This is a genomic window from Micromonospora sp. NPDC049047, assembly GCF_040649135.1.
Lineage (GTDB): Bacteria > Actinomycetota > Actinomycetes > Mycobacteriales > Micromonosporaceae > Micromonospora.
This window is the reverse complement of sequence record NZ_JBEZEY010000019.1, coordinates 90,418-109,049: the sequence shown is the minus strand read 5'-3', so window position 1 is coordinate 109,049 and position 18,632 is coordinate 90,418. Positions and strand designations below refer to the sequence as shown.

The 18,632-nt window shown below is 72.5% G+C and carries 15 protein-coding genes and 1 pseudogene; 7 read left to right on the top strand and 9 right to left on the bottom strand.

From position 1 onward, the window contains the following. The first annotated feature begins 167 nt into the window (after positions 1-167). Positions 168-1,931: a CDP-glycerol glycerophosphotransferase family protein gene (locus tag AB0B86_RS25470; RefSeq protein ID WP_357404213.1), complete on the top strand. Its 1,764-nt coding sequence runs from the start codon at positions 168-170 to the stop codon at positions 1,929-1,931. A gap of 58 nt (positions 1,932-1,989) precedes the next feature. On the opposite strand, the gene AB0B86_RS25465 is transcribed toward AB0B86_RS25470, so the two are convergent. Further along, the gene (locus AB0B86_RS25465) at positions 1,990-2,328 is read right to left on the bottom strand and encodes a DUF952 domain-containing protein (RefSeq protein WP_357404211.1); all 339 of its coding nucleotides are present in this window, start codon (positions 2,326-2,328) and stop codon (positions 1,990-1,992) included. A gap of 101 nt (positions 2,329-2,429) precedes the next feature. Here AB0B86_RS25465 and AB0B86_RS25460 point away from each other — a divergent pair, with 101 nt between their 5' ends. The 3 genes from AB0B86_RS25460 to AB0B86_RS25450 all read left to right on the top strand — a co-directional run bounded on the left by AB0B86_RS25460 (position 2,430) and on the right by AB0B86_RS25450 (position 4,931). Continuing rightward, a complete protein-coding gene (locus tag AB0B86_RS25460) occupies positions 2,430-2,741 on the top strand; it encodes a hypothetical protein (protein WP_357404209.1) in 312 nt (103 codons plus the stop codon). 87 nt (positions 2,742-2,828) lie between these two features. After that, positions 2,829-3,485, top strand: coding sequence for a response regulator transcription factor (locus AB0B86_RS25455; RefSeq protein ID WP_357404207.1), 657 nt, complete (start codon positions 2,829-2,831; stop codon positions 3,483-3,485). Positions 3,486-3,494: 9 nt separating this feature from the next. Beyond that, complete coding sequence (locus AB0B86_RS25450) at positions 3,495-4,931, top strand: HAMP domain-containing sensor histidine kinase (protein WP_357404205.1); 1,437 nt, start codon at positions 3,495-3,497, stop codon at positions 4,929-4,931. Positions 4,932-4,939: 8 nt separating this feature from the next. Here AB0B86_RS25450 and AB0B86_RS25445 read toward each other — a convergent pair whose 3' ends face one another. From AB0B86_RS25445 to AB0B86_RS25430, 4 genes are all read right to left on the bottom strand, one after another. Further along, positions 4,940-5,902: a TAXI family TRAP transporter solute-binding subunit gene (locus AB0B86_RS25445; protein WP_357404203.1), complete on the bottom strand. Its 963-nt coding sequence runs from the start codon at positions 5,900-5,902 to the stop codon at positions 4,940-4,942. A gap of 81 nt (positions 5,903-5,983) precedes the next feature. Continuing rightward, complete coding sequence (locus AB0B86_RS25440) at positions 5,984-6,727, bottom strand: hypothetical protein (protein WP_357404201.1); 744 nt, start codon at positions 6,725-6,727, stop codon at positions 5,984-5,986. A 111-nt stretch (positions 6,728-6,838) separates the two neighbouring features. After that, a complete protein-coding gene (yaaA, locus tag AB0B86_RS25435) occupies positions 6,839-7,636 on the bottom strand; it encodes a peroxide stress protein YaaA (protein ID WP_357404199.1) in 798 nt (265 codons plus the stop codon). 51 nt (positions 7,637-7,687) lie between these two features. Continuing rightward, on the bottom strand, positions 7,688-9,301 hold the full coding sequence (locus AB0B86_RS25430; protein WP_357404197.1) for a hypothetical protein: 1,614 nt from the start codon (positions 9,299-9,301) through the stop codon (positions 7,688-7,690). 172 nt (positions 9,302-9,473) lie between these two features. Here AB0B86_RS25430 and AB0B86_RS25425 point away from each other — a divergent pair, with 172 nt between their 5' ends. Next, entirely contained in the window at positions 9,474-10,514 is a 1,041-nt protein-coding gene (locus AB0B86_RS25425; RefSeq protein WP_357404195.1) for a phosphatase domain-containing protein, read from the top strand. Between the two features lie 203 nt (positions 10,515-10,717). Here AB0B86_RS25425 and glgB read toward each other — a convergent pair whose 3' ends face one another. From glgB to AB0B86_RS25410, 3 genes and pseudogenes are all read right to left on the bottom strand, one after another. Next, entirely contained in the window at positions 10,718-12,820 is a 2,103-nt protein-coding gene (gene glgB, locus AB0B86_RS25420; protein ID WP_357404193.1) for a 1,4-alpha-glucan branching protein GlgB, read from the bottom strand. Positions 12,821-13,017: 197 nt separating this feature from the next. Next, positions 13,018-15,063, bottom strand: a pseudogene (locus tag AB0B86_RS25415) (maltotransferase domain-containing protein); the annotation flags it as partial. A 105-nt stretch (positions 15,064-15,168) separates the two neighbouring features. Next, positions 15,169-15,945 (bottom strand): hypothetical protein, encoded by a 777-nt coding sequence (locus AB0B86_RS25410; protein ID WP_357404191.1) that lies wholly within the window; start codon positions 15,943-15,945, stop codon positions 15,169-15,171. Between the two features lie 158 nt (positions 15,946-16,103). Here AB0B86_RS25410 and AB0B86_RS25405 point away from each other — a divergent pair, with 158 nt between their 5' ends. Continuing rightward, on the top strand, positions 16,104-16,268 hold the full coding sequence (locus AB0B86_RS25405; RefSeq protein ID WP_357404189.1) for a hypothetical protein: 165 nt from the start codon (positions 16,104-16,106) through the stop codon (positions 16,266-16,268). Positions 16,269-16,288: 20 nt separating this feature from the next. Here the strand turns inward: AB0B86_RS25405 and AB0B86_RS25400 are convergent, their stop codons facing one another. Beyond that, the gene (locus AB0B86_RS25400; RefSeq protein WP_357404187.1) at positions 16,289-17,539 is read right to left on the bottom strand and encodes a DUF222 domain-containing protein; all 1,251 of its coding nucleotides are present in this window, start codon (positions 17,537-17,539) and stop codon (positions 16,289-16,291) included. A 105-nt stretch (positions 17,540-17,644) separates the two neighbouring features. Here AB0B86_RS25400 and AB0B86_RS25395 point away from each other — a divergent pair, with 105 nt between their 5' ends. Then, positions 17,645-18,589, top strand: coding sequence for an inositol-3-phosphate synthase (locus AB0B86_RS25395; protein WP_357404185.1), 945 nt, complete (start codon positions 17,645-17,647; stop codon positions 18,587-18,589). Positions 18,590-18,632: the final 43 nt, after the last annotated feature.

Sequence of the window (18,632 nt, the reverse complement as noted above, 5' to 3'; positions counted from 1 at the left end):
CTTTGACCGAAATAGTGCGGGATACCCGAGCGACACCGAGCTGTCCCTTCGCGTTAAGGTCGCAGTCGTGCGCAGCCGGCTGCGGTTGACCCGCTGCGCTACGGGGGAGTGACGTCGGCCCATCACGGGCGCCGCCCGCAACGAAATCTCGTAGGGAGCGAACTCGTTTGTTCGGCACGTTGACAGGACGCCTCGGAGTGGCCGCCCACAGTGCGCTACTGGTTCTGGCCTACCTGGTCATGCTCGTCGGTGGTGTGTTCGGCTGGATCGGCCTGTTCGCCATCGCCGGGCTGGCCGCCATCATCGGCGAGTTCGCCGTCGCCCGCTGGTCACCCCCGTCACAGCTGCTGCTGGAGAAGGTGGGCCTGCACTGGTCGTACCGACAGCTGACCCGGGACCTCGCCGCCGTGTTGCTCGTCGTCGCCGAGGTGCGGCTCAGCGGCGGTGAACTGACCCTGCTGCTGGCGCTGCCGGCCGCGGTGTGGGTCGTGTCGGTCTTCGCCGGGGCACTCTCCATCATGATCGAGCGCCGTAATCCGCTCTCCGCCATGGTGCGCAACATCGAACTGGGTGAGCTGCGCTCCGCACCCCAGCTGCCGGGCTGGGTGGCGGCGGTGGCCGGGGACCGGATGCCCCTGCTCAACCTGCTGCTGGTGCCGGCCGCCGTGGCCGCGGCGGTGCAGCACGACGCGACGCCGTTCTTCGCCGCCGCCGCGGTGGCGGTCGTGGCGACCGGCGTGGTGGGCGCCATCACCGCGCTCACCTGGCTGCGCGGCCGGGGCCGGAGCACGGGGGAGGGCCCGCTGCTGCCCGCCGTGCAGCGTTGGCTGGACAGTTACCGGCCCGAGGTGGCGCTCTACTTCGCCGGGCCGGCCAAGGACGTCTACCAGGCCAACATGTGGCTCGCCCCGACCGAGGCGCTCCAGCAGCGCGCGGTGGTGCTGCTGCGCAGCCGGGACGCGTTCCTGGAGTTGGCCGACACCCGGCTGCCGGTGATCTGCGTACCGGCCGGGGTCGACTTCATGAACCTCGACCTGCGCGGCATCCGCGCGGCGCTCTACGCCGCGAACGTCGGCGCGAACATCCACATGCTGCGTGAGCCGGGCACCAAGCACGTCTTCGTGGGGCACGGCGACAGCGACAAGCAGGCAAGCGTCAACCCGTACAGCAAGGTGTACGACGAGGTCTGGGTCGCCGGCCTGGCCGGCCGGGAACGCTACGCCCGCGCCGGTGTGGGGGTCCTCGACTCGGACATCGTCGAGATCGGCCGCCCGCAGCTCGCCGGGGTGCACACCTTCGGCGCCGAGTCGGTGGACCGGCCGTTCACAGTGCTCTACGCCCCCACCTGGGAGGGTTGGCTCGACGACGACCCCTACCACACCTCGCTGGTGCTGATGGGCGAGCGGATCGTCAAGGGGCTGCTCGCCACGACGCCCCGGCTGCGGCTTGTCTACAAGCCGCATCCGCTCACCGGGTCGCGCTCCCGAGCGGCCAGGGCGGTCCACGACCGGATCGTGGCGGCCATCCGGGCCGCCGGTGGTGACCCCAACGCGTCCTCCCTGGACGGCACCGCTCACCTGGTGGTCACCGGCCGCACGCCGGCGCTGTTCGACTGCTTCAACCAGACCGATCTGCTGATCAGCGACGTGTCCAGTGTGGTCTCCGACTTCGTGCAGAGCCAGCGGCCGTACGTGGTGGCCAACCCGTCCGGCCTGTCGGAGGACGACTTCCGCCGGGAGTACCCGACGGCGCGGGCCGCGTACCTGCTCTCCAAGGACTGCGGCGAGCTGGAGAAGATCGTGGCACTGACCCGGGCCGGCGACGACCCGATGACCGAGGCCCGGCGGGAGCTGAAGACCTACCTGCTCGGTCCGGCCGAGGCGAACCCGATGGACCGGTTCCAGGAGGAGATCACCCGCCTCTGCCGCTGAGCGGCAGGTACCGCCCCGCGCGCCCGGCCCGACACCGATCGGGCCGGGCGCGACCGGTTCAGCCCAGCAGGTCGGCCACCGCGTCGGCGGCCGGAGTGTCCGCCGGCAACGGCTGCGCCGCGACGACCGCCGCGACCGGCAGCGGGCCGTACAGGTGCGGAAAGAGCTGCCCGCCGCGCGACGGCTCCCACCGCAGCGCGTCACCCAGCCCCTCCTCGGCCACGCTGAGCAGGGTCAGTCCGGTCGCCCCGGCGAAGTGTCGGCGGGCCGTCTCGACCACCTGGTCGGCGCCGGACAGGTGGATGAAGCCGTCCTGCCGGTCCACGGCGGAGCCGGGGAACGCACCTGCGACGAGGGCGTCGTCCCACTCCGTGCTCGACAGCAGTTTGTAGATCATCACGGCAGCCTACGGGTGCGCCCGCCGCTTTTCGCCGGTACCGCCGCGCCCGCCACCCCGGGCCGGGCATGCTCAGGTCAACGGCCGCGGAGGGATGGGCGATGCAGAGCTACGACGACGACTGGACCGACAGCCAGCGCGCGCTGTACGACGAGTGCTACCGGGCTGGCGGCGAGTGGGCCGAAGATCCGGACACGCCGTCCGATGACGTACAGCACGTGATCAACCTGGCCGAGGCGGACGACGACGCCTTCACCGACGCCGAGATCGACTACCCGCCCCTCGTCGACGCGGTCACGCAGGCCAGCGGGGTCACCGTGACCAGTGTGCCGGCCAGCCACGAGGACCCGGGCTTCCGCGGCTTCACCGACGGCGTCCGGGACGCCACCGCCGACGACGTGTTCGGCCTGTAGCCGGATCCGACACGACACGCGACTTCCCGCCGGGCGCGCGCTTCTGCCACCATTCGCAGAACAGCGCTGCGACGGACGGGGGCACGGGTGCGGATCCTGCTGGTGGAGGACGACCGCCGGGTGGCCGCCGCGCTCTCCTCAGCCCTCACCCGCCGGGGCTACGAGGTCGAGCACGCCTCCACCGTCGCCGCCGCGCTCTCCGCCGCCCCGTGCGACCTGGTGCTGCTCGACCTGACCCTGCCCGACGGGGACGGCACCGACCTGTGCCGGGAGCTGCGCCGGCGCAGCAGTCAGCTCGGCATCATCGCGGTGACCGCGCGAGGTGAGGAACGCGACCGGGTGCTGGGCCTGCGGCTCGGCGCGGACGACTACGTCGTCAAGCCCTTCTCGATGGTGGAGTTGCAGGCCCGGATCGAGGCGGTGCTGCGCCGGGCCGCGAACGCCGCACCGGAGCGGCACGTCATCCAGGTCGGCTCGGTGCACATCGACGTGGCCGCGCGGACGGTGACAGTGGACGCCCGTGCCGTCGCGTTGACCCGCAAGGAGTTCGACGTGCTGCTCTCGCTGGCCCGCCAACCCGGGGTGGCGGTGCCCCGCGACCGGATCCTGCTCGACGCCTGGGGCACCACCTGGGCCGACCGGCACACCGTCGAGGTGCACGTCGGGTCCCTGCGCGGCAAACTCGGCGACGCCCGCCTGGTGGAGACCGTCCGCGGCGTCGGCTACCGGCTGCGCGACGCGTGAGGGGCTGACGTGCGTCGTCGACTGGTGATCAGCTATCTGCTGCTGATGGTGCTCGTCCTCATCGCGTTGGAGACGCCGCTGGCGGTCACCATGGCCAGCCGCGAAACCGAACAGGTCCGGGCCGACCGGCTCGCCGACGCGACCCGGTTCGCCTCGCTCGCCGGGCCCGCACTGCGCGACGGTGGGCCAGGTCCGATCGAGCCGGAGCTGACCAGCTACGACGACCTGTACGGGATCGGAGCCGCGATCGTCGACCGGGACCGGAGCACACCCGTCGCGTCGCCGCGGTGGCGGCCCACCCCGGGCACCGCGTCGGTGCTGGACGTCGCGCTGTCCGGGCAGCAGACAAGCGCCCCCGAGCTGGTCTGGCCGTGGACGACCGGCCCGGTGGTGGTGGCGGTGCCGATAAACGACGGTGGTGAGGTGCTCGGCGCGGTGGTGATCGTGACCCCGGCCGACCCGATCCGTCGGGAGGTCGCCGCGTGGTGGTCGCTGCTCGCCCTGGCCGGCCTGCTCGCGGTGCTGGCCTGCGTGCTCACCGCGTTCGGGCTGGCCGGTTGGGTGCTGCGCCCGGTCACCGAGCTGGACGCGGTCACCCACGAGATCGCCGAGGGTGACCGGGGCGCCCGGGTGCAGCACCGGCCGGGCCCGCCGGAGCTACGTCGGCTCGCGGCCAGCTTCAACCACATGGCCGACGTCGTGTCCGACGTGATGGACCGCCAGCGCGCCTTCGTCGCGCACGCCAGTCACCAACTGCGCAACCCGCTCACCGCGCTGCGGCTACGGGTGGAGGAGCTGGGCCCCAGCCTCACCGACCCGGAGGGTCGGGCGGAGCACCAGTTGGCCCTGGAGGAGACCGACCGGCTGGCGTTGGTGCTCGACGCGCTGCTGACTCTGGCCCGCGCCGAACGGGAGGAGAACGAGCGGGTCACCGTGGACGCCGCAGCGGTGGCCGCGTCCCGGGTGGCGGCGTGGGCGCCGCTGGCCCGGCACCGTTCGGTAGCGTTGCGGCTGACCAGCACCGACGCCCCGGCGTACGCACAGACCGTGCCGACAGCTGTCGACCAGGCGCTGGACGCGCTCATCGACAACGCGGTGAAGTTCAGCGGGGCGGGCGGGGCGGTGACGGTGTCCGTGTCCCGTCGCGACGACGGGGTGGCCCTGGAGGTGCGCGACTCCGGTCCCGGCATGACCGGGAGTCAGCTCGGCCAGGCGACCGAGCGGTTCTGGCGGGCGCCGGACGCGCAGAACGTGGATGGAGCGGGGCTCGGCCTGACCATCGCCGCCGTGCTTGTGGACGCGTCCGACGGGCGGCTGACCATGCGCCCGGGGGAGTCGCGCGGACTGGTCGCGGCCCTGTGGTTCCCCGCGCCGGACCCGGACGGGTCGGCGGAGCCGGTGACCGGCGAGCGCGCCACCGACCTGCGGCAACCCCTGTCCCGGTAGGGCCGCCGTCAGGGTTTCTCCGCCCGGTACCAGGCGGCGGCGCCGGGGTGCAGCGGCAGCGGCGCGGTCACGATCGCCGAGCGAGGGCTCATCCGCCCTGCCGCCGGGTGCGCGGCGGCCAACTCGGCCCGCCGGTCCATCAGCAGCCGGGTCACCTCCCGGACCAACGAATCCGGCAGGTTGGCCCGGACGATCAGATAGTTCGGGTCGGCCACCGTGGTCACCGCGTCCAACCCGTAGACCGAGCGGGGAATGTCCCGGGACACGTACACCTGGCCGTAGCGCGAGCGCAGCTTCTCGGTCCAGCTGCTGAGGTCGACGATCCGGGTGGCGCTGCGCCGGGCCAGGTCCGCGATGCCCCGCACCGGCAGCCCACCGGAGAAGAAGAACGCGTCGATCTGCCCCGAGCCCAGCGCCGCGACCGAGTCGTCCAGCCCGAGCCGTTCACGGCGTACCGCGTCGCCGCCGAGGTCGGCCACCTCCAGCAGCCGGGTCGCGGTGATCTCGGTGCCCGAGCCAGGTGCGCCGACGGAGACCCGCCGGCCACGCAGGTCGTCGAGGGTGCGAACCGCGCCGCCGCCCGTGGTGACCAGGTGCAGCTGGTCGTCGTACACCCGGGCTATCGCCTCGACCGAGGAGTTTTCCGCGGCGTTCGTGGGTAGCACGTCGGCCTGGGTGAAGCCCAGCTCCGCGTCGCCGGAACCGACCAGGTGGATGTTCTCCGCCGAGGCGGCGGTGATCACCACGCTGGCGTGGACGTCGGGCAACTCCCGGTTGAGGATGGCCGCCAGCGACTGCCCGAACGCGTAGTAGACGGCGGTGGGGCTGCCGGTGGCGATTCGGATCGACGTCTGCTTGGTCGGGGTGTCCGGGCAACCGGCAGCGCCCAGGGTCATGGTCAGCAGCACCGTCAACAGGGCTGCCGTCCGCGCGTACGGACGCCGGGGCCGGCTGGAGGAGGTACGTCTCACGCGGTGCACTGTGCGCCGTCGGACCGGTGCGCGCAAGCTCCGGACCGCCGGTGTGCCGGGTGGGTGTGGCCCGGCCGCCGGTCAGCAGGCCGGGTGACGGGCCGCCGGCCCGGCCGCTCCCGCCGACCGAACCGGGCCGTGCGTTGATGTGCCCTGCGTCGGTGTGCCGTGCGCCGGTGTGCGCGCCGGCTCCACCGCCGCGTTGCTCAGGATCCGCGCCCGGTCCGGGCCGTCGGCCACGCTGACCAGGAAACAACCAGTACCGGCGCGCAGCCGGGCCGGGACGTCGAGCACGGCGGCGCTCCGAATCAGCACCGCGGCCAGCTCCCGGTCGGCGAGCCGCACACCCAGGATGTGCCGGCGGACGTGCCGCCCGGCGGCCAGCAACGCCGAGCGCCAGGCCGCCGCCGCGAGTCGGGTCACCAACAGTCGGCGGGCCGGCGAGGTGCCGGACAGCGGCGCACCGAGCAGCGCGCGTCGCCCCTGCCGCCAGCCCGCGTCCAACATCAAGGTGTACGCGCTCCGCTGCTCCTGCGGCACCCAGAGCCGGTGCAGCTCGTAGCGGCGGCGCAGGCCCCCGACGGCTACCTCGTGCGTGACCGGAATATCCAACCGGGCGAGCAACTGTCGCATCCGCTGCGCGGCGTCCTCCCGATTGAACTCCACCCCCGGTACGGGTGCCGGACTCGGCCGGGCGGCGGTCGGCGGCGGCGTGCAGCGCAGCAGGCAGGCGGCCTCGAACGCGTCGCCCAGCGTCAGCCAATCCAGCGGGGGCGGCGGCGCCGGCGAGCGCGGCCGGTCGAGCACTGCGGGTTCGCGGGTCAACGAAGGCTCCCTCGTCGGAGTCTGGGTTCCCCTACCGTGGCCCCTGACGCCTGGTTACGGAACTCCTCCGGCCCAGCCTTGAGCAAATCTTGCGGCTGATCGGACCGCCAGCTACAGCTCGGTGACCACCAGGTCCACCTGCCGCACCCGGCCGGGTGCGGTGGCCTGCTCCTCGACTGTGTGCTTCAACTCCCGCAGCGTGCCGAGCAGTTCCGCCGCCGAGCGCGGTCGGGCGCCGGCCACGAGCAGGTCCCGGACCAGCCGGCCCTTTGTCGCCTTGTTGAAGTGGCTGACCACCGAGCGGACCGGCACGCCGTCGACCTCCCGTTCGTGCAGCACCCGCAGGCTGACGGTCCGGTCGGCCACCTCGCCGCGCGGCGTCCAGGTGGCCGCGTACGCGCCGGAGCGTAGGTCCAGCACCGGGCCGCGCCCTGCGGCGGCGTCCACCGCCGGGGTCAGCTCCCGGCGCCAGTACGTCGACAGTGCTCCGACGTCGGGCAGGCGGGCGCCGATCGGGCAGCGGTACGGGGGGATCCGGTCGGTCAGCCGGACCGCTCCCCACAGCCCGGAGCTGATCAGGATCGACCGGCGGGCCGCCCGTTGCGCGGTGGCCGGCAACGAGGCCAGGTCCAGCGCCTCGTAGAGCACCCCGGTGTAGAGCCGTTCGGCCGGCGCGGTGGCCGCCGCCCGCAGTCGGGCGTTGCGGCGCAGCTCGCCCCGCTGGCCCCCGCTGAGGCCGAGCGCCGCCAGTGCCGTCGCCTCGTCCGGCCCGGCGCTGAGCGCGACAAGCGCGTCCAACACCCGCTCCCGGGCCGGGTTCAGCTCGGGCAACGAGAGCCGGTCCGGGGTCCAACGCCGCCCGGTGCCGGCGTCGGCCTTGCCCTCCGAGGGCGGCAGCAGGATCAGCATCTGGTCTCCTCGACGGGCGGTTCGGCGGCCCGGCCAGCGTACGACCTGTCGTCAGCGCCAGGGCCGCACCGGGGTCTCGGGGTGGTACACGCGATAGCCGCCGACCTCGCGGACCGGTGCGGCGTCGGCCCGGTCGGCGAGCAGCCGGCGCAGCCGACGCTCCATCGGCGAGTCGATCTCCACGACGTAGCCCGGCCGGGCGGCCCGCCCGACCTGCCGCCAGTACGGGCGGTACCGGTTCTGCCCGGGGGACAGGTCGGCGTCCAGCACCGCGCAGACCACCGTCTCGTCGGTGTTGAAGATCAGTCTGTTGCAGGTCCAGTAGTCCCCGTACACCTGGTGGGGTCCGTTCTCGCGCAGCGCGGTGGCCAACTCCCGGGCCTGGCGTTCCTCGGTCCGTGACGCGGCGGTGCCGGTGGCCGCGAAGCGCACGGTGACCACGAGCGTGGTGGCGGTCAGGGCGACCAGCACGACGGTGGACAGCACCCCGGCGAGCCGGCCCAGCGTGCTGCTGGTGCCCCGCCAGGCAGTCAGCGCCGCCACCCAGAGCGGCCAGAGCGCCGCCGGTAGCGACAGTTGCAGCACCGACAGGTAGCGGGCGTTGTCGAGCGGGCTGGTCGCGGCGAGCGGGCTGCGGACGTACGACAACAGGGTCAACGCGGCGCCGACGACAAGCGCGAGTTGCACGACCGGCCCGACCCGCTCCCCGCGCGACGCCGCCCGACGGTACGCGAGCACCGCGAGTGCCGCGCCGGCCACCAGCAGCACCGGGTACAGCACGCCGAACCACTGCTGCCACCGGCCGCAGCCGTCCACCGGGCAGAGCCCGTGCGCCAGCGGTACCCCTTGCAGCAGGCCACCCCGGAGCCGGTCGGACCAGGGCGGCTGCGGCCCGGCCTTGGTGCTGACCTCCCGGAACACGGTCAGCGAGTCCTCACCCGGCCCGGCACGCAGGTTGTCGAGGACCATCGGCGCGATCCCGACCACGACCCCCGCGACAAGCAGCAGGCCGGACCAGCCGAGCAGTTCGCGGCGCAGCGCCCACACCAGCGCCAGCCCGGCCACCGCCAGGTACGGCAGGATCAGCCAGTCCGACCAGGCGGCCAGCCCGACGAGCAGGCCGAACAACGCGGCCGCGAGCCGTCGGCGGCGGATCGTGCCGACGGCCAGCCCCACCGTGATCAGCAGCATCAGCAGCACCGCCGGCTTCACCTCCGGCCGTCCCCCGACGACGGTGAGCTGGTCGCGGACCACCCGCTCGCCGCCGAGCGCGAGCAGGCCGACGACGACTGTGGCGAACCACGGCGCGCAGAGCCGGCGGGTCAGCCGGTGGATCAGGTAGAGGAACAGCGCGTACAGGGCGAGCATCGGCAGCCGCAGCACCGGCCAGCTCGGCCCGGCCACCGCCACCAGCGGGGCGGCCAGGTACGACTCCAACATCCCCATGTAGTGCTGGCCGTAGAGGAAGACCGGGCGCTCCCGGCCGTGGCCGATGTGTAGCGCGGCGAGGCCGAAGGTCGCCTCGTCGCTGTTCGACACCGGCACCGTGTACAGCGTCAGGACCAGCCGGTACCCGACGCCGGCCAGCCCGAACAGCAGCGCGACGAGCGCCGGCCGGTCGAGTCGCGGGCGCCATCGCCCACGGTGCTGCTCTGGATGCGACACGACCAACGCCCCCGTCGTCGTCCCGACCGGAGTGTTTCACGTTCGGCCGGGCCACCGAGGTGGATCGGCGCAGCCGGGCCGGGCCGGTTCGGCTCGACAGCGGCCGGCTTGGATCGGCGCAGCGGGGGCCGCTCGCGTGGCCGCGGCTGTCGACGTGTGGCAGGGTTGGCGCGTGCCACCCACTCCTGCCGGCCAACTGGCCATTCCGAGCCTGCATCGGGCTGCACGGATCGAGGACGCCGTCCACCAGCTCGTTCAGCGCCGGCTGCGGCGCACCGGCTGGCGGGTCAACATCGTCGCGTACACCGGCTACGGCGCGCCGGGGTGGGTGCGGGTGATGTGCCGGGTGTTGCTGGGCCGCCCGGACACCCGCCAGCGGGGCCGGCTGGACAAGGTCCGCGGCTGGCGTAGCTTCACGACACTGCCCAACAAGCACGTCACGGTGACCATCGAGGCCGGCGGGGTGCGGCACGAGACGCAGGCCGACCGCAGCGGCTTCGTCGACACGCTTGTCGAGGCGGACCTGCCACCGGGCTGGGGCACGGTACGCCTCAGCGTGCCGGACGCCGACCCGGTCGACGCACCGGTGCGCATCCTCGACCCGGAGGTCAGGTTCGGCATCATCTCCGACATCGACGACACGGTGATGGTGACCGCGCTGCCCCGACCGCTGCTCGCCGCGTGGAACACGTTCGTGCTCGACGAACACGCCCGCAACGCGGTGCCTGGCATGGCGGTGCTCTACGAGCGGCTGGTCACCGCGCACCCCGGCGCACCGGTCTTCTACCTCTCCACCGGCGCGTGGAACGTGGCACCCACCCTGACCCGCTTCCTGTCCCGGCACCTCTACCCGGCCGGACCGCTGCTGCTCACCGACTGGGGCCCGACCGCCGACCGCTGGTTCCGCAGCGGGATGGAACACAAACGGTCCACGCTGGCCCGGCTGGCCAAGGAGTTCCCCGAGGTGCGCTGGCTGCTTGTCGGCGACGACGGCCAGCACGACCAGGAGATCTACCGGGAGTTCGCGGCCGCCCACCCGGAGAACGTCGCAGGGGTGGCGATCCGCCGGCTCTCGCCGACCCAGTCGGTGTTGGCTGGCACCCTGCCCGCCCCGGCGGGTCGCCCGTCGTCCGGGCCGGTGGGGCAGAAGTGGCTCTCCGCGCCGGACGGCGCGGGTCTCTGGAAGTTGCTCCGCGACGCCGGGCTGGTCTGAGCGCACCGGTCGGCGTGTCGGCCGAGGGTTGCCGCGCTGCGCTATCTGGAGGATCCGCAACCCCGCAGAGGGCTGGGTCCGCGCCAAGTCGATGAGCCCTCCCATGATCGTGCTCGATCCAGGAAACAGGCCCCTTCGGCGGGAACGAGGCCACTACAACCAGGATCGAGCACGATCAAGCCAGGCAGGCATCGCGGCGCGGGTCAGCCCTGGCGGAGCCAGACGGCACCCAGCGGCGGGATCTGGAGGGCCGCCGAGGCGACCATGCCGTGCCACGGCACGTCCTCGGCCCGTACCTCGCCCAGGTTGCCCACCCCCGACCCGCCGTAGTGGTGCGCGTCGGTGTTGAGCACCTCGGTCCACGTGCCGCCGGCCGGTAGGCCGATCCGGTAGTCGTGCAGGGGCTGGGCGGAGAAGTTCGCCACGCACACAAGTGTCGAGCCGTCCGGGGCGATCCGGACGAACGACACGGTGTTGTTGGCGACGTCGTCGCCGGCGATCCAGCGGAAGCCGGCCGGTGCGGTGTCCTGTGCCCAGAGCGCCGGGGTGTCCCGGTAGACCCGGTTGAGGTCGGCGACGAGGCGCTGCACCCCGGCGCGGGCCGGGTCGTGGAGTAGGTACCAGTCGAGGCCGCGCTCCTCGCTCCACTCCCGGTCGTCGGCCAGCTCGGAGCCCATGAAGAGCAACTGCTTGCCCGGGTGCGCCCACATGTACGCCAGCAGCGCGCGCACGTTCGCCAACCGCTGCCAGGTGTCGCCGGGCATCTTGCCGGCCAGCGAGCCCTTGCCGTGCACCACCTCGTCGTGGCTGATCGGCAGCACGTAGTTCTCGCTCCAGGCGTACGCCAGGGAGAAGGTGAGCTGGTGGTGGTGGTGCTGGCGGTAGATCGGGTCCTTCGAGGTGTAGAGCAGGGTGTCGTGCATCCAGCCCATGTTCCACTTGAACCCGAAGCCCAGCCCGCCCTCGGCGGTGGAGCGGGTGACGCCCGGCCAGGCGGTGGACTCCTCGGCGATCATGACGACGCCGGCGTGGTGCTTGTAGACCGTCGCGTTCACCTCCTGCATGAGCGCGATGGCCTCCAGGTTCTCCCGTCCGCCGTACTGGTTCGGGGCCCACTGGCCGTGCTCGCGGGAGTAGTCCAGGTAGAGCATCGAGGCGACGGCGTCCACCCGCAGCCCGTCGACGTGGAACCTGTCGCACCAGTAGAGCGCGTTGGCGACCAGGAAGTTGCGCACCTCGTTGCGGCCGAAGTCGAAGACGTACGTACCCCAGTCGGGGTGTTCGCCCCGGCGCGGGTCGGGGTGCTCGTAGAGCGGGGTGCCGTCGAAGCGCGCGAGGGCCCACTCGTCCTTGGGGAAGTGCGCGGGCACCCAGTCCAGGATCACGCCGATGCCGGCGGCGTGCAGCCGGTCCACCAGGTGCCGGAATTCGTCCGGGTCGCCGAACCGGGAGGTCGGCGCGTAGTACCCGGTGACCTGGTAGCCCCAGGAACCGCCGAACGGGTGCTCCATCACCGGCAGGAACTCCACGTGCGTGAAGCCCAACTCGGTGACGTACTCGGTGAGCTGCTCGGCCAGTTCGCGGTAGCTCAACCCGGGCCGCCACGAGCCGAGGTGCACCTCGTAGACGCTCATCGGCTCCTGGTGCGGCTGCCGCTCGGCCCGGCGGGCCAGCCAGTCCGCGTCGTTCCACAGGTACGTCGAGTGGTGCACCACGCTGGCGGTGGCCGGCGGCACCTCCGCGTACGCCGCGAGGGGGTCGGCCTTGTCGCGCCACTGCCCGTCGGCGCCGAGGATCCGGTACTTGTAGCGGGCCCCGACCCGGGCGTTGGGCACGAACAGCTCCCACACGCCGGTGGAGCCGAGTGAGCGCATCGGCCAGCCGTCGTCGGGCCCCCAGCCGGTGAAGTCGCCGACCACCCGCACGCCGCGGGCGTTCGGCGCCCACACGCTGAACGCGACGCCCTCGTCGAAGACCCGGGCGCCCAGCGCGTCCCACAGTCGCTCGTGCCGGCCCTCGCGGATCAGGTGCAGGTCCAGCTCACCGAGGGTCGGTGGATAGCGGTACGGGTCGTCGTGGGTGGTGCCGTCGACCTCCACCCGGTAGTCGAGCACCGTGCCGTCGACCTGGGTCTCGAAGACACCCGCGTCGTGCACCCGCTTCATGGGATGCCGTTCGTCGCCGACGAGCAGCACCACGTCACCGGCACCTCGGCGCAGCGTGCGGATCGTCGTTGACGCGTCGGCGGGGTGCGCGCCGAGCAGCGCGTGCGGGTCGTGCGTCGCGCCGGTGATCAACTGGTCCATCGGTCGTCCTTCGGGGCGGCGTCGGTCGGTGCGGAGGCGGGCGGGCGGGGCTTCGCTGAGCGGGGAGGGGCCGGGCGGGGAGCGGCCGGCCGGGGAGCGGACGAACGCGAGGCCGCCGCCGTGCCACCGTCCGCAACCGAGCCACCGTACGCTGCCGTGCCAGTGCTGGCGGTCGGGTCAGCGCCGGTCGTCGGCGTGGGGGTCGTCGGCGCGGTGCCGCCGGACAGGTCGTCCGGGACGTCGGTGACGGTGAGGTCCGCCGGTTCGACGACGGCGGGTGCCGGAGCGGAGGGCGCGACCGGGCGGCGGACGGTCAGCACGTGCGCCGGTTGCAGGTACGGGTCGAGCCGTACCGCGTTGCGTTGACCCCAGTCGTAGCTGGTGCCGGTCAGCTCGTCGTACACGGTGAACCGCTCGTGCCAGTCGAAGCCCAGCTCCGGCATGTCCAGCGTCGTGTTGCCCCACTGCACCTCACGCGAGTCGAACGAGCAGATCACGATGACGGTGTTGCCGGTGTCCGGGTCGTGCTTCGACCAGCACAGCAACGCCGGGTTGTCGATCTCGTGGAAGCGCAGGTTGCGGAGCTGGTGCAGCGCCGGGTTGTCGCGGCGTACCCGGTTGAGGGTGGTCAGGAACGGTGCCAGCGAGCGGCCCTGCGCCTCGGCGGCGGCCCAGTCGCGGGGACGCAGCTCGTACTTCTCGTTGTCCAGGTACTCCTCGGCCCCCGGCCGGGCCACGTGCTCGAACAGCTCGAAGCCCGCGTACATGCCCCAGGAGGGGGAGAGCAACGCGGCAAGCACCGCCCGGATCTTGAACATCGGCGGGCCGCCGTGCTGCAACGAGGAGTGCAGGATGTCCGGCGTGTTCGGCCAGAAGTTCGGCCGCATGTGGTCGGCCGACGCGACAAGCTCCTCGCAGTACTCCCGCATCTGCGCGGCCGTCGTGCGCCAGGTGAAATAGGTGTACGACTGGGTGAAGCCGATCTTGCCGAGGCCGTGCATGATCGCAGGCCGGGTGAACGCCTCGGCCAGGAACAGCACGTCCGGGTCGACAGCCTTGACTTCGGCGATCAGCCAGTGCCAGAAGTCGAACGGCTTGGTGTGCGGGTTGTCCACCCGGAAGATCCGAATGCCCTCGCCGACCCAGTGCAGCACCACCCGCAGCACCTCGGCCCGGATGCCCTCCGGGTCGTTGTCGAAGTTGACCGGGTAGATGTCCTGGTACTTCTTCGGCGGGTTCTCCGCGTACGCGATGCTGCCGTCGGCCCGGGTGGTGAACCACTCCGGGTGCTCGGTGACCCACGGGTGGTCCGGCGCGCACTGCAACGCCAGGTCCATCGCCACTTCCAGGCCCTGTGCCGCAGCCGCCTGGATGAAGGCCCGGAAGTCTGCCGGCGTACCCAGGTCGGGGTGGATGGTGTCGTGGCCGCCCTCGGCGGCGCCGATCGCCCACGGCGAGCCCACGTCGGTCGGCCCGGCGGTGAGCGCGTTGTTGCGGCCCTTGCGGTTGACCCGACCGATCGGGTGGATCGGCGGCAGGTAGAGCACGTCGAAGCCCATCGCGGCCACGCCCGGCAGCCGCTCGGTGGCGGTGGCGAAGGTGCCGGAGCGGCCACCCACCGCACCCTCGGAGCGGGGGAAGAACTCGTACCAGGCGGAGAAGAGGGACCGCTTGCGGTCCACCCAGATCGAATACGTGTCACCGGTGGTGACCAGCTCCCGCACCGGGTGCGCCCAGAGCAGGTCGGCCAGGGCGAGCGCCGGGCCGACCCGCTGCGGCAGGGGCAGGTCGGTGTCCGCGACGGCGGTGAGCGCCTCGGCGACCCGCTGCCGGTCGGCGGGCGGAACGAGGTCCCGGGCGGCGGTGAGCACCCGCGCCCCCTCGGCCAGGTCGTTGGCGAGGTCCTCCGGGCCCTGCCCGGCGGCGATCTTCTTGGTCACCGCGTTCTGCCAGGTCAGGTACGGGTCTCCGAACGCCTCCACGGAGAAGGTCCACTCGCCGACGGCGTCCGGCGCGATGGTGGCGTGCCAGCGGTCCTGGCCCGGTTCGCCGGGGCGCATCCGGGTGAACGGCCGTTGCTCGCCGTCCGGACCGGCCCACACCACGTTGCAGCCCAGCGCGTCGTGCCCCTCCCGGTAGGCGCGCGCCGACACCGGAACCGGTTCGTCGACCACCGCCTTGGCCGGGTACCGCCCGCACGAGACGACGGGGGAGACGTCTTCGATCGGGAACCGTCCAGTCACCCCGCCAACCTACTGCGCGAGATCCGTTCGCGCGCGGCCAAGCACCCCAGGTGCCCTTCTCCGCGATGATCGGATGCCCAGGTGTTCCAGGAGGTGTCGCGGGACCTACCCCGCGCGCCGGCCGGTGTTCGTCGCCCGCCAGGACGGCCAATCCTGTGGCCAGGTGTCGGGCCAGTCGTCGACCCGGGCGGCCAGCCCGATCCCGGTAGGGCCGAGCACACCTCTGGAGACCCGTTCGGCGACACCGGAGATCTCCACCGCCGTCAGCGGCGCCCACCGGTGGAGCCGTTCGCCGAGCGCTCCGTCGACGAGAGCCTGCGCGTGTTCCGCCGGCATGCCGGCGGCCGTGAGGAACCACCGCAGGGTGATCTCGCACCATCCCGGCCAGTCGTCGTCGTACTCGGCGACGGGGGCGGCGGCAAAATTCATCAGCTCCGCGACGGCGGCCTCCCAGGCGGCGGCGGCGTCAGCCGCGCCGGCGGCCCGCGCCGGATCGAGCGACGGCAGAATCCGGTTGAAACGCTCGGCCAGACTCTCCAACCAGCGCCGCCAGGCCGCCAGCGAGTCGGCGACGAACACCGGTGCGTCAGTCGGCGTCGGGATGCGGTCGATCACGAAGCCCAACCGCTCCCTCTCCCAGGGCCCCCAGTACCAGCGGTAGGCCCACTGGCCGTACCGCTCGGACAGGATCACGCTGACGGCGTCGACCCAGGCGAAGGTTTCTGACTCCCCGAGCCACCCAACGCCGTCGCGGAAGGCCGGCGGGGGAGGCGGCGGAGGAACCAACGCCCGGACCGTTACCGACATATCGACCGGGTCGAACGGGTGCCGCGCCGGATCGACGTCCGCCCACGTCGCGAGAAGTGGTCCGTGGTCCGCCATGGCTCAGCATGGTGCCAGCCGGCCGTCCTGACGTGAAACCAATAAGCACGAGAGACCCAATGCCGCACAGTTGGACGAGCCTTCGTCGGATAGTCCGTTGCCGCCCGAGCACCGTGCCGCCTACCTCCTCGACGTGGCCGGCGTCCATGCCCGGGCAGGTGACATGCTCAGGGGCGGGCCGGACGCTGCTTGACGCGGAGCGCGTCGCGCACAGCGAGGTGCACTACCGCCCGGCGATGCGGAACATGGTCGCCGTCGTGTGGCGAAACGCCGCCGCGCCAGCCGAACTGGCCCAGCTCGCCGCCGCCCTCCACGTTGCCTGACGAACGTCGCTCGCTCGCCCCTAACTGCGTCGGTGGTAGTGGTTGCGGCGGGGGACCTGTGTGGGGTCGAGCCAGGCGGGTGGGACGAACTCCGGGTGCCCGTCGCCGCCGAGCCGGATGGCCCAGTCGCCGTGGTGCAGGTGTCGGTGGTGGTGGCCGCAGAGCAGGACAGCGTTGTCGAGGCTGGTCGGGCCGCCGTCGGCCCAGTGCCTGATGTGGTGGGCGTCGCACCAGCGGGGTGGGCGGTCGCAGCCAGGGAACGCGCAGCCCCGGTCGCGGAGCACCAGGGCGCGGCGTAACGGCCCGGTGATGAGGCGGCGTTGTCGGCCCACGTCGAGGGGTTGACCGGCGCCGCCGAGGACGGTCGGCAGGAGGGCGGCGTCGCAGGCGAGCCGGCGAACGGCCTCGGGGGTGAGCTGAAGGCCGGTGTCGAGGGCGCCGACGCCCAGCTCCCGCGTCAACCCGTCATAGGCCGTGGTGATGACGATCTGGGTGGGGTCGCCGCCGTGCTCGGGCAGCTCGCCGGTGCGCAGGGCGAGTCGGCAGACGTCGGCCAGGGCGTCGTGGCGACGTTGGCCCGGGGTGCGGGTGTCGTCGGGGCCGGTGGGGGCGGTGAGTGGGTCGATGGCGGCGCGCAGCGCGGCGGCGGCTTCGGCGTCGAGGACCCCGGAGAGGCGCAACCGTCCGTCGGACTGTTCGCTGACGGTGATGTGTCGGTCGCGGCCGGCTCGTGACTCCTGCGCCCGCAGGGCCGCCTCGGCGGCGGCGTCGGCGACCTCCGGGGCCACGTGGTCGAGGATGCGGGTGCCGAGCCTGCGCAACTGGGCGGCGTCGAACTGTGCCGCCCAGTCGACGAGAACGCCGACGGCCTTGTCGGCGGCCTCCGCGCCAGCGACGACGTGCACAGTCTCGACCGTCTCGGCGATGACCCGGACCTGCTCCTGATCGGCCACCCCACCGGCCAACGCGTCACGCACCCCCGCCGGTGCGGCGTCGAGCGTCGCGGCCAGCTCGACCAAACGGCGGGCGGCGCCGACCCCGAGGCGCAGCCGGTCGCGCAGCCACACGGCCGTCGAGGACGCGCCCTGTGCGGTGGCGGTGCCACGCCCGTCCAACTCGCGCACCAGGGTCAGCTTGACTGCGGCGAGGCGTTGCTCGATGCGGTGCGTGGCATCCAGGGCCGCCACGAGGTCGCGCTCACCAGCGGCCCAGACGGCCGTGTCGAAGCAGGCCGTCACCGCGGCCTCTGCCTGCTCCAACGTATCGATCACCACCAGAGAATAGAACAGGTGTACGACATTTTCCGGATCGACGCTCGCCCCTCCGGAGTGGGTCGGCGCGCCACGGCGTGCGCGGCGGTGGCGTAGCCTCCGGCCATGATCGAACGGGTGAAGGTGGCGGTTGTCGGCGTCGGCAACAACACGTCGGCGTTGGTGCAGGGGCTCGCTCTGCACCGCCACAGCGGCAGCCTGGTCGGGATTCGCAGGCCGATGATCGACGGGCTCGGGGTGGGCGACATCGACGTCGTCGCCGCGTTCGCCACGTCCGAGGAGAAGATCGGCAGGGACCTGACCGAGGCGATCTTCCTGCCGCCCAACAACTTTCCCCGGCTCAACTGCGACCTGCCCAAGGCGGGTGTGCCGGTCACGAGAGGCCTCGTCGACGCGACAGGGGTGCAGTGGGTGGCGGCGGCACTGGCCGGGGCGGAGGTGCTGCTCTACTCGGCGCCGAGTGGCCGACCGGACGTCGCCCGGGCGTACGCCGAGGCAGCGCGTACCGCGGGCGTCGCCTTCATCAACACCACAGCCGACCCGATCTCCCGCGATCCGGACGTGCTGAGCGGTTTCGAAGCGGCCGGTCTGCCGCTGATCGGCGACGACCTGGCCAGCCAGTTCGGCACCTCGGTGCTGCACAACGCGCTGCTGCGGCTGCTCAAGGAGCGGGGCCTCACCCTGGTCAGCTCCTACCAGGTCAATCTGGGCGGCACCGAAGACTTCCGCAACCTGGTCGAGAACCCCAACACCAAGAAGCAGTCCAAGCTCAACGCCCTGGCCGGGGCGGACCGCGTCGAGGTGGCTCCGCTCGGTTACCTGCCGCATCTCGGGTCGCAGAAGGTGGCTCACCTCAACCTGGAGGCGCAAGGCTGGGGCGAGACAACCGTGAGCCTCGACGTGAAGCTGAAGGTGCACGATCCCAGCGGCGCCGCCGGGGTCAACATCGACCTGATCCGCATCGCCGCCGCCGCGCTACGGAACGGACGTGGTGGTCACTGCGCCGAGGCGACCTCATTGCTGAAATCTCCGCCTGGAACGGCGATCTGAGCGTGGCTCCCGCGTCGCGTCAGCACCAGGACCGCGCGGGTGG